Here is a 16,283-nt window from a genome sequence, read left to right on the forward strand (position 1 = left end):
TATAAATTTGCATAATCATTAGCCCAAGTTAATATAACATTCCAAAAAATAAAAAACATCAATGTTACTATTTTATATAAATATGCTAAAATAAAACGAAGTAATGGATTAAAAAACTATACTATTAATAGAGGGTAATTAAATGAAGCAGAGTGAAAAAAGAGAAAATGAATTTATAAAAAATAGATGGACTTTAGCTGTCATAGAAAAAGAAAAAAAGGTTACTCGTATCATTCGTTACTTACTAACAACACTTGCTATCATTGCTCTATTTACTCCTGTAAAAATCAAATTTTCCATCTATATATTTATATTATTGTTCAATTGGATGATGTATTTATGGCTATATCCTAAAATGCTAATAGAAATGCCTAAAACAAAAGAACTCAGAAAGTATCATATACCATTTCCTCTAACTACATGTATATTATCTATGTTAGTTCTACTTTTATCAACAAACACCTTAAATACACCAAATAATGAAAGATTTAGTTTTGCTGGAATTTACATGATAGTATTGATAAAGAAATAAATCCTTCTCGCTCTGGGAACGATTACTATCTGAAAATAAATGTAAAGAATAAAATAAAAAAATGAAAGTTTCTAATAATATGTATGATTCGACAAATAAAAACAACTCAATTCAACTTTGTAAAAGAAAAAGTATCTTTGGTTATGAATACTGGACATTGTACAAATAACATAATTACATTATTAATAAAATCAAATTGAAATCAACTTAGTTATTATATAAACATTTTATTCTTACAATTATTAATATAGATAAAACCACTAAGAAAAAGCATTAGCTCCCTTACTAATGCTTTTATCTATTGCTAATTTTGATTACAAATTTTTTAATTCTTCTAGCATGCTATGTACTTATTATACTTTTACAATATTTATATTATTTTTCAGTCACATATTTATTAAAAAATTCTTTTTCTTCTATACGATGTGACATTTCAATAATGCACTTAATAATACTGTAGACTTTTTCACGATTAAAGGTTTCTTTAAGTAAGCTTTTATTAATGCTTTAACCTTTTCTAAAATTGAATTAACTGGTTCTGATATTTCATTAAAAGCATTTTCAGTTACCTCAATTATAATGTATCTATAATAACTAATCACTTATTAAAGGTGATTAGAATACTTTGTAGTTATATGTGTTTGTCTTAAATAGTTCCATCATTTGTATACTAAAATAAACCCAATTCTTGATAATATTGATTTTATTTTTAGATAGAAAACATACAATATGTATTTTTACCTTCTTCTTTTGCTCTATACAAAGCACCATCTGCACGATGATATAACTCATAAAACTGTTTACCATCTTCTGGATATATAGAAATACCTATACTTACACTTATTTCAAAACTTAACTCATCATATGTAAACGTAGTATCTAATCTTTTTAATATATCATGACCTTTTTTTTGTAGGCTTTCTTTTTCTCCATTATACTCCATAAATGCTATAAATTCATCGCCTCCAACACGGCCAACAATATCTGTTGTCCTAAAGTTACTTTTCAAACATTTCGCTAACTCAATTAAGATTTTATCTCCAAATACATGCCCCATAGTATCATTAACATCCTTAAAATTATCTACATCAATCATAAATAAAGCATAGTTCTTATTTTCATCACATGATAGCAACATGTGTCTTATCTTTTCCTCAGTAGTACTTTTATTTAGTAACCCTGTCATTAAATCATTTTGAGATTGCTCAATTAACTTATTGTACTCTCTCTTTTCTTCATCAATATTTCTTATTTTCCCTAGTATTGATATAGTAGTATCCCCAATCTTATCAGGTTCATTGAACACTATAGAACACCATAGATGTATATCACCTTTAGAACGTATACGTATCTCTATTTCTTCTGGTTTGTTACCAACATGTGCTTCTTCTAAAGCATCAAGTAAAATCTTATGATCTTCTTCATAAATATTTGATAACTGTTCATCAATTGTTCCTCTTGGTTCTATCCCAAATATACTATAATAATTATCAGAAAATGTTATTGTATCATACTTAAAACTATATTCAAATAAAACATCACCCCACTGTTTTAAAGCCCTCTGATAACGATTGACCAGTCTATTAGATTTTTTATCACTTTTTTCACAAGTTGCATCTGTTACATCTACAATACTTGAATAAAAGTACTTCTTTCCATCTTTATCACTTTTACATAACCTAGAAATGGTTTCTAAATAAATTAAACGATTATCTTTACATCTAATACGATAGTGAAGTGTAACTATATCTTCAGAATTAACTTGACTTATCATATCGCCAAGTACAATTTTTCTATCTTCTTCAATAATTAAATTGATATACTTTCCATCAAACTTACTTTTAATTTCTTTTTCTGTATAACCTATCAATGATACAAAGCTAGGAGAAATATAATCTAAAGTAAAATTTTCATCAAAACGAATACATTTTACACAAGCAGGAATATTATCCAAAACTCTTCTGTATTTCCAATATGATTCTTCCATCTCTAAAGACCTTTTCTTAAGCCTATCATTTTCTATTATGACTACAATTAAACTTTTAGAACCCTGCTTACCTTTTACTACATTGCCTGTTCCAAGTATCCATATAGGAGTTCCATCAGATTTTACTACCCTAAATTCAATTGTAACTATATCACTAATTCCAAGTTGCCTTCTAATTTCATAATTCACATATTCTATATCCTCTGGGTGGACAAATCCTAATGCTTGATTTTTAAATTTTTCTTCCATCTCTTTGACAGTATAACCTAACATCCTTCTATAGCCTTCATTACATGTAAGAAAAGTAAATTCAGGGTCCATTCCTACTTGAAATATGCCTGCATAGGCATTATCAACCAATTCCTTTATATTCATTGGATGTGTTGGAGTAAATACAGAATATACCATACTTTTTTCTTTTTCTATAGAGATGTCTTTTGATATAATATCTTCTTGATAATTAAGAGACTCAAAATTTTTTTTAAAGTAATACTCATAAAATTCACTTGCATTTATAGGCTCATTATAATAAAATCCCTGCAATATTTCTGGTCTCATCTGTTCAATTATTTTTAAAGTTTCTTTATTTTCAATTCCTTCAACATAAACTGACATATTCATACTATGACATAAATTAATAATTTGAGATACAATTTTTTGGTCTATTACATCATATGTAATACGATTTAAAAGAGTATGATTAATTTTCAAAGAATCAGCACTTAACTCACGAAAAATTTCTAAAGATGAATGTTTTGCTCCAAAACTGTCAAATGTAATCCTAATACCTTGACTGCGAAGAAAGTCAAAAGAATTCCTTATTTCTTCTATTTTTTTTATGTTATCATTTTCTGTTAATTCCAATGTAATTAGAGATGGAGATATACCCTCTTCCTTTATAGTATCTAAAATAAAAAACTTGAAGCTAGGTTCTTCAAGCTGCTGATATGACACATTTATATTCATCTTGAAATTTGGCATATACTTTATCCATATTTTTAATTGTTTTAAAGCTGTTTTAATCACCCATTGGCTAACTTTATCCATAAGACCAGAAGACTCTAAAAAAGGTATAAATTCAGTTGGTCCAAGTTTCATTTCAAAATTAGGATTTTTCCAGCGAAGTAATACTTCGCATCCATACAGTTTCTTGCTATTAGTAAAAATAAGTGGTTGATAATTTAAATAAAATCCTTTAAAATTATTTAAGACACTTTCTCTTAGATACTCTATCAACTGTATAGAATACTGCGAAAAAGTTAGCTCATCTTTTGAATAGACAATTAATGTTCTTTTGCCTTGCTTTTTTGCTCTTTCAAATGTAACACGTGCATTTTGATACAATGTATCACAATCTATACCATCTTTTGGATAAAAGCAAATACTTCCTGATATCGTGAATGAAATAGCATGTCCATTAATCTGTTTTATACATTGTGCTATATCTTGAAATCTATTAAAGAGTTTTGTTAATTCATAACAATCTCCATTTGGATACAAAATTCCAAAACCATTTCCATCTAATCTATATAAACTTATGTTTTCAGGTAAAAAAGGTAAAATAGATTTAGAAAATTTTTTCAAAACCCTATCTCCAAATGAATAAGAATATAAGTTATTAATCTGTTCGAAATCATCAATTCCAATAAACATAATACCATATGGCTTTTTCTGAGTTTCTAAACTTGAAAGCATCATTCTAAAATTGTAATTTCCCTTTAAATTTGTTAATTTGTCTATAATATTATTAGTTAACATGTCTATTAATCCATCCTCCTTAAATTACTTTAACTTTTTGAAATAAACATTTCTCTATTATTTTTTTAATTCCAATCATATTTTCTAGTTCTGAAAATTTTTATATGCATAATAAATTCTTACCTAATTCAAAAGTTATTTTTATACTGGTATACTTTAAATTACATCATCAACTTGATGATATTGAAGATGGAGTACCTAATATATTTCAATAAACAATTAAAATATATTATTTATTGAGAATTTAACTATTTGAATCTATTTTATCATATTTTGGAAATATTTTCCTTTATTTTGAGATATCACTTAAATTATACCCCTACTTATCAAATAAAATCAATAATATACTTATTACTGATTAATTATATATAAAAATAAAATTTATAAATTGAGAATAAATCAGTTATATTTAGATATATAGCTTATAAAAAGATAATATATTTAAAAATGTCGAAATTATTAAATAAAAAAAGATTTTTTACAATATTTTCTAAATTATAAAAAAAATGAAAATAGCCATGTAACTAAATACTCACAGAATTCTTCTGCTTTTTAAAAGTTACATAGCTATTTTCATTACTAGCAATTATAGACTGCCTTTTTAAAACCAACCAATCTTTATCTAATAAAAAATTTAATAGTATTATATACAAAAGGCGCTACTAATATAACACTATCGAATCTATCTAATATACCCCCATGACCAGGTATTATCTTTCCATAATCCTTTATCCCTACATATCTCTTTATTGAAGATGCAAATAAATCTCCCAATTGAGCTATTATACTTCCTATGCTTCCTATTATAGCCAATTGAAGCAAATCAATACCAAATAAATACCCAAATAAAATACAACAAAGTGTACTTCCTATTATTCCTCCAATAGCTCCTTCTACAGTCTTTTTAGGACTCACTTTAGGAATTAACTTATGTTTGCCAAGTAAATAGCCACTAAAATATGCAAATATATCTGTCATAAAAGATATTACAAATATAAGCCATACATAGATATTTCCTCTTTCAAAGCTATTTATAGTTATAACTATAAAATCTAAAAATACTCCTATATAAAAAACTCCTAAAAATGTAATCGAAACATCTATAACATTGCTTTTGCCCATCAACATATAAATTATACTTGCTAAAAATAAAATGAAAAGCACTGCATAAGTATATTCCAATGGTAAGTTAAAAATATTTTTTACAGCTAAATAAATAGAAAATATATACCCTATAATAAATATTGGATGTATATCTTTTATTTTAAATGCTTTATAAAATTCATGTAATGCAATATAAACTATTGCCATCTCAGCTATATAAAGAGGTATCCCTCCATATACAACAAATAGAAATAATGGAACCAGAGCTAGTGAAGCAATAATTCTTGTAAGCATAAAATAATCTCCTTACTTAAGTCCTCCAAATCTTCTATCTCTTTTTTGATATAAATATATAGCCTTTTGTAATTCTTCTTTATTGAAATCAGGCCAATGTATATCAGTAAAGTAAAACTCAGAATAAGCAACTTCCCAAAGTAAAAAGTTACTCAATCTTTGTTCTCCACTTGTTCTTATGACCAAGTCTGGATCTGGTATAGACTTTGTGCTTAAATAGTTTTTTATAATATCTTCATCAATATTGTTTATATCTATTTTACCACTTTCACAATTTTTTACTATATCTATAAGAGCATTTTTTATATCTGCCCTACTTCCATAGTTCAATGCTAAATTTAAGTTAACTCCTGTATTGTCTTTTGTCATTTCCTTAGCTGAATTTAATTCTCTTATACAAGTTTTTGGTAAAGCACTTATCTCTCCTATAGCTGTTACTTTTACATTGTTTTGATGCAGTTCAGCTATTTCATTTCTTAAGTATGTAGATAATAAGTTCATAAGTGTATCAACTTCAAGTTTTGGTCTTTTCCAATTTTCTGTTGAAAATGCATATAGTGTCAAGTGCTTAACACCTAAATTTGAACATTCTTTAACTATATCTCTTATAGTTTCTACTCCAGCCTTATGTCCTGCAGTTCTTGGAAGAAATCTGGATTTTGCCCATCTTCCATTCCCATCCATTATAATAGCAATATGAGTAGGTATGTTATTTAAGTCTATGTCATACATGATGTTGTTATTCATATTTTGCCTCCAATATTGTTCTGACTCCTTAAATTAAGGAGTCAGAAAAGTATGTGATTATTAGTTCTACACTATCACCTATCTCAGATATTTTTATAACTCTAGGAACTACAAGTTTATCTTTATCCTTTTTACCTTCAATAGATTTTATGGTATAAGCTACATTTCGTTCATCAAAATATTGTTTTACCTCATCTATATGAAGACCTAAAAGGTTATAATATTTTTTCAATATTATACCTCCATTATATCCTTTTCTTTTTTAGCTAATAATGCATCTATTTCTTTTATAAATTTATCAGTCATTTTTTGAACTTCATCTTGTGCTTTCTTTAATTCATCTTCTGTTATTTCTCCGCCTTTTTCCATTTTCTTAATTTTTTCATTGGCGTCTCTTCTTTCATTTCTTATTCTAACTTTAAATTCTTCTGAAGCTTTACTAGCTTTTTTAGCTAATTCTTTTCTTCTTTCTTCTGTTAAAGCAGGTACAGAAAGTCTTATAACTTCACCATCATTTGATGGATTTAATCCTAAATCTGAGTTAGCTATAGCTTTTTCTATTTCGTGCATAGCAGATTTATCCCAAGGAGATATCATTAATATTCTTGGCTCGGGTACAGATATAGCACCAATTTGATTTATTGGAGTTGGAGTTCCATAATAATCAACTCTTATTTTGTCTAACATTTGTGCATTAGCTCTTCCTGCTCTTATAGTTCCAAATTCGAACTTTAAAGCATCAATTGTCCCATTCATTTTCTCTTCTAATTGCTTATGTATTTCTAGTTTCATAATTTTACTCCTCCTTCATTCTTCATTATTTTACAGTAGTTCCTATATTTTCACCTTTTACTGCTCTTATTATATTCTCTGTTGTAAGCTCAAATACCTTTATTGGAATCTTATTATCCATACATAAAGATGTAGCTGTAGAATCCATAACTTTTAACTCTTTTTGTATAACTTCCATATGACTTAACTCTGTAAATTTCTTAGCATCTGCATGTACTTTTGGATCCTTGTCATATACTGCATCAACATTTTTAGCTAACAAGATAACTTCTGCTTCCATTTCAGCAGCACGTAAAGCAGCAGTTGTATCTGTTGTAAAGTAAGGGTTTCCAGTTCCTGCACCAAATATAACAACTCTTTCCTTTTCTAAATGTCTAACTGCTCTTCTTCTTATATATGGTTCTGCAATTTGTCTCATGTCTATAGCAGTTTGAACTCTTGTAGCAACGTCTATATTTTCTAGTGCATCTTGTAATGCCATTGCATTCATAACTGTAGCTAACATACCTATATAGTCAGCAGTAGTTCTATCCATTCCTTCGCTAGTTCTACCTCTCCAGAAGTTTCCACCACCTACAACTACAGCCACTTCAACACCTATTTCTTGTATTTTTTTAATAGCAATAGCAATATCATTAACTACATCATTATTTATACCAAAACCTCTTGCTCCCGCTAATGCTTCTCCACTTAATTTTAACAATACCCTTTTGTACATTGGTTTATCCATCAGAAACCTCCTATTTCAATCCTTCATATCCATTTTTTCTATTTTTTAAAAAAGAGAACACCTGCGTGTTCTCTCTTTGGTTATTATTTAAGTTGCTTAGCAACTTCTTCTGCAAAGTTTTCTTCTCTCTTTTGTATACCTTCACCAACTTCGAATCTCACAACTTTAACAACTTTTATATCAGAACCTACTGCTTTAGCAACATCAGCTACTAATTGTTTAACAGTTATATCTGGATTTTTAACGAAAGTTTGCTCTAATAAACAAACCTCTTTTAATTCTTTTTCTAATCTTCCTTTAACCATTTTTTCAACTATATTAGCTGGCTTTCCTTCATTTAATGCTTGTTGAGTTAATACTTCTGTTTCATGTGCTATGTATTCAGCATCTACTTCATCTCTTGAAACGTATTTAGGATTCATAGCAGCAACTTGCATAGCTACATCTTTACCTAATTCTAAAACTTTAGCATCTCTAGCTTCTGTTTCCATTTCAACAAGAACACCTATTTTTCCACCACCGTGGATATATCCAGCAACTTGTCCATTAGTTACAACTTTAGCAAATCTTCTAAAGTCTAATTTTTCACCTATTTTTGCAACTCTATTATTTAAAACTTCTTGTAAAGTTATTCCTTCTCTATGAGTTTCACCTAATAAAGAAGCGATATCTTCTTTATCAGTAGCTAATGCCATACAAGCAGCATCTTTAACGAACACTTTGAAGTCTTCATTTTTAGCAACGAAATCTGTTTCTGAGTTAACTTCTACCATAGAAGCAACTGTGTTATCATCGTTCATTTCTATTGCAACTAGACCTTCAGCAGCAACTCTACCAGCTTTTTTAGCAGCTTTTGATAATCCTTTTTCTCTTAATAAATCTACTGCTTTTTCCATATTTCCTTCAGCTTCTTGTAAAGCTTTCTTGCAGTCCATCATTCCTGCGCCTGTACTTTCTCTTAACTCTTTTACCATTTGAGCAGTTATATTAGCCATTTTTTAAGTTTCCTCCTACTTATTCTATTCCATATTATAAATGGTAAGGGCAACCCTTACCATTTAATTGTCAAATTATTATTCTTGGTCTTCAGCTACTTCTTCTTCAGCACCTTGTCTACCTTCAATTACAGCTGTTGCCATAGCACCAGTTATTAATTTTACGGCTCTTATTGCATCATCATTTCCTGGTATAGCAAAGTCTAATTGTTCTGGATCACAGTTTGTATCAACTATACCAACTACTGGTATACCTAATCTGTGAGCTTCTTGAATAGCTATGTTTTCTTTTCTTGGGTCAACTACGAACATTGCACCTGGTAATTCAGGCATGTCTTTTATTCCACCTAAGTACTTTTCTAGTTTTTCTTTTTCAGCTCTTAATTTTATAACTTCTTTTTTAGGAAGAACGTTAAATACGCCTTCTTCTTCCATTTTTTCTAATTCTCTTAATTTATTTATTCTAGTTTTTATAGTTTTGTGGTTTGTTAACATTCCACCTAACCATCTTTCATTAACAAAGTACATTCCGCATCTTTCAGCTTCATCTTTTATCGCATCTTGAGCTTGTTTCTTAGTTCCTACGAATAAGATTGGCTTTCCTGTTTCAGCTACTTCTTTAGTGAACTTGTAAGCTTCTTCAACTTTTTTAACTGTTTTTTGTAAGTCGATTATATATATTCCATTTCTTTCTGTGAATATATACTTAGCCATTTTAGGGTTCCATCTTCTTGTTTGGTGACCGAAGTGAACACCTGCTTCTAATAATTGTTTCATTGATATTACTGACATATTTACCTCCTGGTTTTATACCTCCAGCTTGATCTTCTCCCTAAAAAACCATGTAATAGGCACCTTTTAAGGATCCCAATGCTGTGTGTGATTTATTTTATTTTTTCACCTCTAGTAGTATATCATAGAGGTGAAAAAATAACAATATTTTTTCCATATTTTCTATTTTTATATTTTTTTGTATATTTTATACCATTTTTTTGAATTTAATTTGCAAATTTCATTTTTAATTTTGTTTTTAATGGTATATTATCAACACTATTATCACTGACTATATCTACACTTCCAAGTAAATCACCTGAGCTAGTGTAATATTTTATAGTACCCATAGTATCACCTTTTTTAACAGGATACTCCATATTTTTAATTTTTACTTCGGATTTTATATTTTCATCATTTTTTAATATTGTATAAAGTTCATTTTTGGCTTTCAAAGTAACCTCTAATTCTTTCATTCCTTTTATATATCTCTTACCAATAAAGCTATCTTTATCAATTACTTTTTTCATATTAAAATTCTCTTTTCCATATTTTAACATGGCCAAAGAAGAAGATATTCTTTTATCTTTATGATTAGCACCTAATACAACGCCTATTACTCTACGTTTTTTCTCATTTTTATCATTCTTATTAACAATCATAGAAAATGATAAACAATAACCAGCATTCCCAGTGTACCCTGTTTTTATACCATCAACTTCAGGTATAATTCTCAATAGTGCATTTGTATTGCTTTTTTCAAAGCTTCTATCTGAGTTTGTATAGGTTTCCATATCAGTTATGGCTGTTACTTGCTTTTCATAATGGTCAAACATGTATTTTCCAAGAATAGATATATCTCTTGCAGTAGATATATTTTCTTTTGCTGGTTTTTTTGGATTACTTAAATCATATATTGGAAGACCATTTGGATTTAAAAAATGGGTATTAGTCATTCCTATTTCTTTTGCTTTTTTGTTCATCCTATCTACAAATGCTTCTTTAGATTTACAAATATGTTTTGCTATAGCAATTGCGGCATCATTTCCTGATACAATCATAAGACCTCTCATAAGTTCTATAAGTGGCACTTCCTCACCAACTTTTAGTTTATAGCTTGAACCTTTCACTGAAGCAATGGACTTGTCTATCTTTATTATGTCAGTTTCTTTTACTTCTTTATTTTCAATAGCCTCTATTGCAAGTAAAAAAGTCATCATCTTACTTAAACTTGCTAAAGGTACCTTCATATCAGGTTCTTTACCATACAAGACTCTACCTGTTTCTTGGTCTATAAGTATAGATGTTTTTGAGTATTTGTCTACGGATTTTTCATCAGCATATGAATAATTTGGTATTATAAATGCTAGAATCAGAGTTAATGTTAAAATTTTTTTTATTCCGTTTTTCAATTTTTTCACCTTCTTGGATTATTAAGTATATTTATATTTAAATTTTCCCTCTTTAGTCCAATTTATATCTAGTAATTAATACCTATCCATATTTACACAGATATTATCTTATCATTCTCTTAATAATCACAGATGCCCAAATTGCTCCTATTGTAACTCCTAAAAATACTTCTATACCTGCTAAAGCTTTACCAATCAAACTTGTAGCAACCATATCTCCGTATCCTACTGTACTAAATGTAGCCATACTAAAATACCACAAATCTATATACGTTTTAAAAATTTCACTTGCTGAATAATTACCTAAGTTATTTATATTTAAAGTTATAAGTGTACTGTTTGAACTTTCTATACCTACAAATAGATATAATAGGGCAAAACTACTTATTATAGCTATAATCACAAATAATATATTCCATGGTTTTTCTCCATAACCTGTAGTATAGTGCGCTATTTGGTCAAAAAACTTTTCAACTAAATAACTGCTGAGAGTTGGATAATCAGAGCGTTTTATCATTTTACTACTATAAATTCTTTCCTTATAATAGTAAGGTCCTATCATCTCATAATCTCCAATTTTTGTAGCTTGATTTCTAGCTATTCTATAATTTATTTTTCCATGCTTGCATTCACTTTTTCCATACTCCACATTTTTAAGTATAAATTTTGTACACATACTAAAAATTATTCCATCCATTCTTGGAAAATTTTCTACCTTATTAACTACTAAATCAGGCCCTTTAAATTTTACTTTTTCAAATATCTTATCATTTATATATACCTTATTAAACTTTGTTTTATTAAAATCACAATTTTCTAAAAATACACAAGCATTAAAAAATACCTGACCCCTAAAATCTGTATAATTAAAAATAACATTTTTTTTAAAAAGATATTTTCTAAAATTTGCTTCTTGTTTAAATATTGTTTCAGAAAAATTTAATAATTTATAGTCATAAGTTAATATTTCTTCTGCATTAAATTTATTTTCAAATATAAAGCCATTAAATTCATTTATTTCTTCCTTATATATATTGTCTATCATTAGTTTTATATCTTCACTAGATTTATTTTCTTTATGAAAAATACAATATCCAGAAGAATCTGCTTCTCTATGACATTTTTTTCTTTCATCTATTTTAGATATCCATTTGCAATTCATAAATATCCTCCAGTACAAAAAAATTATCACTATTTTGTATTAGTTTGGATATTATTTTATTTTATATACTTAAATACATACAAAATATATATTAAATTGTTTATTTTAAAATTTTCAAGTTATTTCTCATTAGATGAACAGTAAAATTTATCTATACTCAACACCTTTGCTTGTCATCTTCATTAAAGTAGTATAATTACAAAACTACTTATCTTTTCTAAGTAGTTTTGTAACCATATTTAATGCTACTAAGTCATCCATAAATCCTATTGGAAATACAAAGTCTGGAATAACATCTGTTGATATAACAAAGTAAAGCAACATACTTCCAATTAATAAATATTTCTTTATTCCTAATTTTCCTGTACAAAATTCAGCATACATATCTCTCAGCCTATCTGTAAATTGACCTTGTTTTTCTATGGAATCTATTTTTTTACTAAAATTATCAAAAAGTAATTTTTTCCCTTCATCTGTTTGAACATATAACTTGCATTTACTTAACTCTTTCTCAATATTTCCGTTGAAATTTTTATCATTAATTAAATTTGCAAATCCTAGTACATCATCAAAGTTACTAAAATCGCTATCCATATTAAAAATTTGTTTATTATTACTGTTTTTAAATTCATATCCTGATGCTTTTAATAGCTCTTCTAAGTTTACATTTAAGTGTATTGCAATCTTTTCTAGGTGATTTATATTTGGTTTTTGTTTATTATTTGCTATTCGAGATATAGTAGATTTATCAATTCCGCTTTTTTTGCTCAATTCTCCCATTGATGTTGACTTTTCTTTTAATAACGTCTTCAATAGATTACCAAAATTCTCAACCTCACTATGTTGCTCCATTATTTTCACCTGCTTTATTATGTTTGGTTTTATATTATATAATATGAGTTTTTTGTTTTTTAGGTGTTGCAAAATGTTGAAATTTTATCAACACTCTATTGGTTTATCTGTAACAATTTATCTCTTTTTACAATACTATAAATATATAAGTACAAAATTTAAGAGAAAGGATGTTAATCTACTGTGATTGAATCAATTTTATTAGTGACTTCTCTTTGTATAGATGCCTTCGTAACAAGTTTTGGATATGGCGTAAATAAAGTTAAAGTTCCTTTATATTCGAATATAATTATTAGTGTGGTTTGTTCAGCAATTTTGGCAATTTCACTTTTTGCAGGTACAATAGCCAGAGACTTCTTACCTCAAAATATAACAATGTTAATATGTTTTTTAATTTTATTTTTATTAGGAAGTGCTCGATTAGTTGAGAGTTTCTTTAAATCTTATTTTAAGAAAAAATCCATACATTCAAAAGATTACAAATTTAATATGCTAGACCTTAAATTAAATTTTAATGTCAGTGTTGAACCTGATACTTTAGATACAAATAAATCTAAAATTCTTAAATCTGCTGAAGCATTTACACTTGCACTTGCTTTAAGCTTAGATGGATTAGCTATTGGATTTGGGAGTGGTCTTGTAGGTGTAAATTATATACAAGTTATCTTGTTTTCTCTAATTTCAAATGTAATAGCAGTATCATTTGGTTGTTTACTAGGAAATGTATTTGTTAAAAATATAAATCTAAATTTATCTTGGTTAAGTGGTTTGATTTTACTAATTATTGGATTTATGAAAATATGTTAACAAAAAGGCTATCTTAAAATTTTATTTTAGATAGCCTTTTTATATATATTTTAAAAGATAAAAACTTCTATTTAAATTTAATTATTATATTAGATAAAAATTGACAATCAAATACCTTTACTAAATTACAAACTTTTCTTATTGCATATTGAGTTTAATATATCCAAGCTGAACTCCCTTTGTGACAGCTTCTAATGAAGAAGATACATTTAGTTTATCAAAAATATTTTGGATATGATTAGACACTGTTCGCTCACTTAAATATAATTGACTTGCTATATCTTTTCTCTTAACTCCATTATATAGAAATTGCAATATTAATTTTTCTCTATCCGTTAGCTCTTCAATATATTTTATTTCATCTGGAAAATAATTATATCCATTTTGAATCTGATTTAATATTTCAATAAATTTATCTGGCTCGATATTTTTATTTATAAAGCCTTTAGTACCCATTTTTTGAGCTTCATACTTATATACAGGTAAATCATAACCCGTTAACATGACTATATTTACTTTAGGTATCATTCTTATAATGTCTTTTGCTAGAGACAACCCATCATTATCAATCTTTCCTAAATTAATATCAATAAGAATTATATCGGGTTTTTCATTTTTAATTATTGAAATTACCTGGGAAATATCTTTAATATAAATAAATTTTTCTATTTCAGTATAATCTTCCAATGCAATTTCTAAGCTTTTTGCAAATAACACATGGTCATCTATTAATAAAATATTTATAATAGTTCTCTCCTTCCATAGGAATTTTTACACTAATACTCAATCCAGAAGCTGTCTTATCAATATTAAGAACGCCATTTAACCTATGTAATTGTTCTTGAATAGATGATAGCCCATTATTTTGATGTCTTATTAAATCATATTCACTTTCCACTCCTACTCCATTATCTAATACTGAAAGAATTATATCTTTATTTTTTTGAATTAGTGAAATTTCGATTTTAGAACAATTTGAATGTTTAAAAGCATTTGTTACTAACTCTTTTAATATACGGTATATAATAAAATTATATGGCTCAGCCAAAAATATATTATCTTCACATGTAAAACAAATTTCTATATTTTTAGATAAATAATTGCCTCTAATCATAACAAACATATTTTCTATATTTTCTTTTAATGTAAGTGTTTTTAATAATATTGGATGATAATTTTGCATTTGGTCACGAATAGATAAATTTAATTTTTCTAATGTACTTACGATTATATATTTGACATCTGGCTTTTCAGATTTTTTCATCATATTTTTAATTGACAGTAAATCTTGTAATATTTCGTCATGTAAATAATTGGAAAAATCCTTTTTAAGTTCTTCCTCATTATATATCTGCATTAGATTATTTATTAAATTACTTTCTTGTACATTAAATTTTTCTACTGAATTTTTATTGCAGATGATATCATCAATATTTGTGCAAATTAAAATAAAATAAAGTAAAGTAAACCAAAATATACAATGTATTATTATAAAACATGTAATTATATTAAGGTCTAATAGTTTTCCAATTCCAAAAAAAAATACACTTATTAGAGAAATAAAAATCAATCTTTTTTTACCATTTAGCATAGTAGTTTGTTTTATATCACCCTTATCCTTTATAGCAATATTATGGATACTAAATATGGCTAATGATACAATTAAATACATTCCTAGATTCTCAACATATTCCTGTTTTTTAGCAAAAACTATAGCATATACAAGAAATATAAATAATAAAATAGCTGAATATATAAAATTTCTTTTCTCACACTTTAAAACAAGTATCACAGTCTTTTTATATAAGATAATTAAGAATATAAAGCTTATAAAACTTATAATTATTTGTAATAAATAAAGTAGTGCAAACAGATGATTATCAATAAATTTTGAAACGACTGTCAAAACACACATAAGTTTCAATATAAATTCTAAGCTTTTCTGGTAGTTGTATTTGTAATCTTGAAAGAAAAATACAAATAAGAATCTTACACTTTCAAAAACGATAATGGGACTTAGAAAAAAAATTAATTCAGAAGATATTTTATTGTTATCAAGTAAAAATAAAAAGTACCAAGAAATCAAAACAAGCAAGTTTGTAAATTGTACAAGCACTCTATTTTGTTTCAAATTAATTAATTCAATGTACATTATATCAACAACTATAATAGATACAAGTAAAAGAGTGAAAATGGAAATACTTTTAATATTTTTATCATTAAAAAATTCATAAATTAGAAATAATACTATCAATAATTGATTTATTAATATAAAAATCTTTCTTTTATTATAACTGCCTTTGAACATATTAACTCCTTTCTGATAATTAATTATATGAT

At 26.8% G+C, this 16,283-nt stretch carries 16 protein-coding genes; 2 read left to right on the top strand and 14 right to left on the bottom strand.

The features are described 5' to 3' along the window. Positions 1–142 precede the first annotated feature (142 nt). Positions 143–532, top strand: coding sequence for a hypothetical protein (locus tag KGF41_RS04150; RefSeq protein WP_227830422.1), 390 nt, complete (start codon positions 143–145; stop codon positions 530–532). A gap of 416 nt (positions 533–948) precedes the next feature. Here KGF41_RS04150 and KGF41_RS04155 read toward each other — a convergent pair whose 3' ends face one another. The 12 genes from KGF41_RS04155 to KGF41_RS04210 all read right to left on the bottom strand — a co-directional run bounded on the left by KGF41_RS04155 (position 949) and on the right by KGF41_RS04210 (position 13,136). Further along, positions 949–1,134 (bottom strand): hypothetical protein, encoded by a 186-nt coding sequence (locus KGF41_RS04155; protein WP_227856375.1) that lies wholly within the window; start codon positions 1,132–1,134, stop codon positions 949–951. Positions 1,135–1,241: 107 nt separating this feature from the next. Next, the gene (locus KGF41_RS04160; RefSeq protein ID WP_227856376.1) at positions 1,242–4,277 is read right to left on the bottom strand and encodes a diguanylate cyclase domain-containing protein; all 3,036 of its coding nucleotides are present in this window, start codon (positions 4,275–4,277) and stop codon (positions 1,242–1,244) included. Between the two features lie 618 nt (positions 4,278–4,895). Further along, a complete protein-coding gene (locus tag KGF41_RS04165) occupies positions 4,896–5,675 on the bottom strand; it encodes a phosphatidate cytidylyltransferase (protein ID WP_227434788.1) in 780 nt (259 codons plus the stop codon). Between the two features lie 12 nt (positions 5,676–5,687). Beyond that, positions 5,688–6,422, bottom strand: a complete 735-nt coding sequence (locus KGF41_RS04170; RefSeq protein WP_227434789.1) for an isoprenyl transferase — start codon at positions 6,420–6,422, stop codon at positions 5,688–5,690. 28 nt (positions 6,423–6,450) lie between these two features. Continuing rightward, positions 6,451–6,654 (bottom strand): hypothetical protein, encoded by a 204-nt coding sequence (locus KGF41_RS04175; protein ID WP_227829504.1) that lies wholly within the window; start codon positions 6,652–6,654, stop codon positions 6,451–6,453. 2 nt (positions 6,655–6,656) lie between these two features. Then, entirely contained in the window at positions 6,657–7,214 is a 558-nt protein-coding gene (gene frr, locus KGF41_RS04180) for a ribosome recycling factor (protein ID WP_227829505.1), read from the bottom strand. Between the two features lie 25 nt (positions 7,215–7,239). After that, entirely contained in the window at positions 7,240–7,944 is a 705-nt protein-coding gene (gene pyrH / locus KGF41_RS04185) for a UMP kinase (RefSeq protein ID WP_227829506.1), read from the bottom strand. Positions 7,945–8,027: 83 nt separating this feature from the next. Further along, positions 8,028–8,939, bottom strand: coding sequence for a translation elongation factor Ts (gene tsf / locus KGF41_RS04190; protein ID WP_021384993.1), 912 nt, complete (start codon positions 8,937–8,939; stop codon positions 8,028–8,030). 78 nt (positions 8,940–9,017) lie between these two features. After that, positions 9,018–9,731, bottom strand: coding sequence for a 30S ribosomal protein S2 (gene rpsB / locus KGF41_RS04195; protein ID WP_003424537.1), 714 nt, complete (start codon positions 9,729–9,731; stop codon positions 9,018–9,020). A gap of 206 nt (positions 9,732–9,937) precedes the next feature. Continuing rightward, positions 9,938–11,122 (bottom strand): D-alanyl-D-alanine carboxypeptidase family protein, encoded by a 1,185-nt coding sequence (locus KGF41_RS04200; protein WP_227840977.1) that lies wholly within the window; start codon positions 11,120–11,122, stop codon positions 9,938–9,940. A gap of 103 nt (positions 11,123–11,225) precedes the next feature. Further along, on the bottom strand, positions 11,226–12,284 hold the full coding sequence (locus tag KGF41_RS04205) for a potassium channel family protein (protein WP_227856377.1): 1,059 nt from the start codon (positions 12,282–12,284) through the stop codon (positions 11,226–11,228). A gap of 204 nt (positions 12,285–12,488) precedes the next feature. Continuing rightward, on the bottom strand, positions 12,489–13,136 hold the full coding sequence (locus KGF41_RS04210; RefSeq protein ID WP_227856378.1) for a helix-turn-helix domain-containing protein: 648 nt from the start codon (positions 13,134–13,136) through the stop codon (positions 12,489–12,491). 183 nt (positions 13,137–13,319) lie between these two features. On the opposite strand from KGF41_RS04210, the gene ytaF reads away from it, so the two are divergent. Then, entirely contained in the window at positions 13,320–13,943 is a 624-nt protein-coding gene (ytaF, locus tag KGF41_RS04215) for a sporulation membrane protein YtaF (RefSeq protein ID WP_227829509.1), read from the top strand. Positions 13,944–14,081: 138 nt separating this feature from the next. On the opposite strand, the gene KGF41_RS04220 is transcribed toward ytaF, so the two are convergent. Together KGF41_RS04220 and KGF41_RS04225 are read right to left on the bottom strand one after the other, a co-directional pair. Further along, positions 14,082–14,660, bottom strand: a complete 579-nt coding sequence (locus tag KGF41_RS04220) for a response regulator transcription factor (protein ID WP_304521140.1) — start codon at positions 14,658–14,660, stop codon at positions 14,082–14,084. 4 nt (positions 14,661–14,664) lie between these two features. Continuing rightward, complete coding sequence (locus KGF41_RS04225; protein ID WP_227856379.1) at positions 14,665–16,251, bottom strand: ATP-binding protein; 1,587 nt, start codon at positions 16,249–16,251, stop codon at positions 14,665–14,667. Positions 16,252–16,283: the final 32 nt, after the last annotated feature.

It is taken from the genome of Clostridioides sp. ZZV14-6150, assembly GCF_020657875.1.
GTDB lineage: Bacteria > Bacillota > Clostridia > Peptostreptococcales > Peptostreptococcaceae > Clostridioides.

Bases quoted from the DNA above. Each gene is read 5' to 3' on its own strand.
- KGF41_RS04150 (WP_227830422.1), top strand. From the start codon at position 143: ATGAAGCAGAGTGAAAAAAGAGAAAATGAATTTATAAAAAATAGATGG.
- KGF41_RS04160 (WP_227856376.1), bottom strand. From the start codon at position 4,277: ATGTTAACTAATAATATTATAGACAAATTAACAAATTTAAAGGGAAAT.
- KGF41_RS04165 (WP_227434788.1), bottom strand. From the start codon at position 5,675: ATGCTTACAAGAATTATTGCTTCACTAGCTCTGGTTCCATTATTTCTA.
- KGF41_RS04170 (WP_227434789.1), bottom strand. From the start codon at position 6,422: ATGAATAACAACATCATGTATGACATAGACTTAAATAACATACCTACT.
- frr (WP_227829505.1), bottom strand. From the start codon at position 7,214: ATGAAACTAGAAATACATAAGCAATTAGAAGAGAAAATGAATGGGACA.
- pyrH (WP_227829506.1), bottom strand. From the start codon at position 7,944: ATGGATAAACCAATGTACAAAAGGGTATTGTTAAAATTAAGTGGAGAA.
- tsf (WP_021384993.1), bottom strand. From the start codon at position 8,939: ATGGCTAATATAACTGCTCAAATGGTAAAAGAGTTAAGAGAAAGTACA.
- rpsB (WP_003424537.1), bottom strand. From the start codon at position 9,731: ATGTCAGTAATATCAATGAAACAATTATTAGAAGCAGGTGTTCACTTC.
- KGF41_RS04205 (WP_227856377.1), bottom strand. From the start codon at position 12,284: ATGAATTGCAAATGGATATCTAAAATAGATGAAAGAAAAAAATGTCAT.
- KGF41_RS04210 (WP_227856378.1), bottom strand. From the start codon at position 13,136: ATGGAGCAACATAGTGAGGTTGAGAATTTTGGTAATCTATTGAAGACG.
- KGF41_RS04225 (WP_227856379.1), bottom strand. From the start codon at position 16,251: ATGTTCAAAGGCAGTTATAATAAAAGAAAGATTTTTATATTAATAAAT.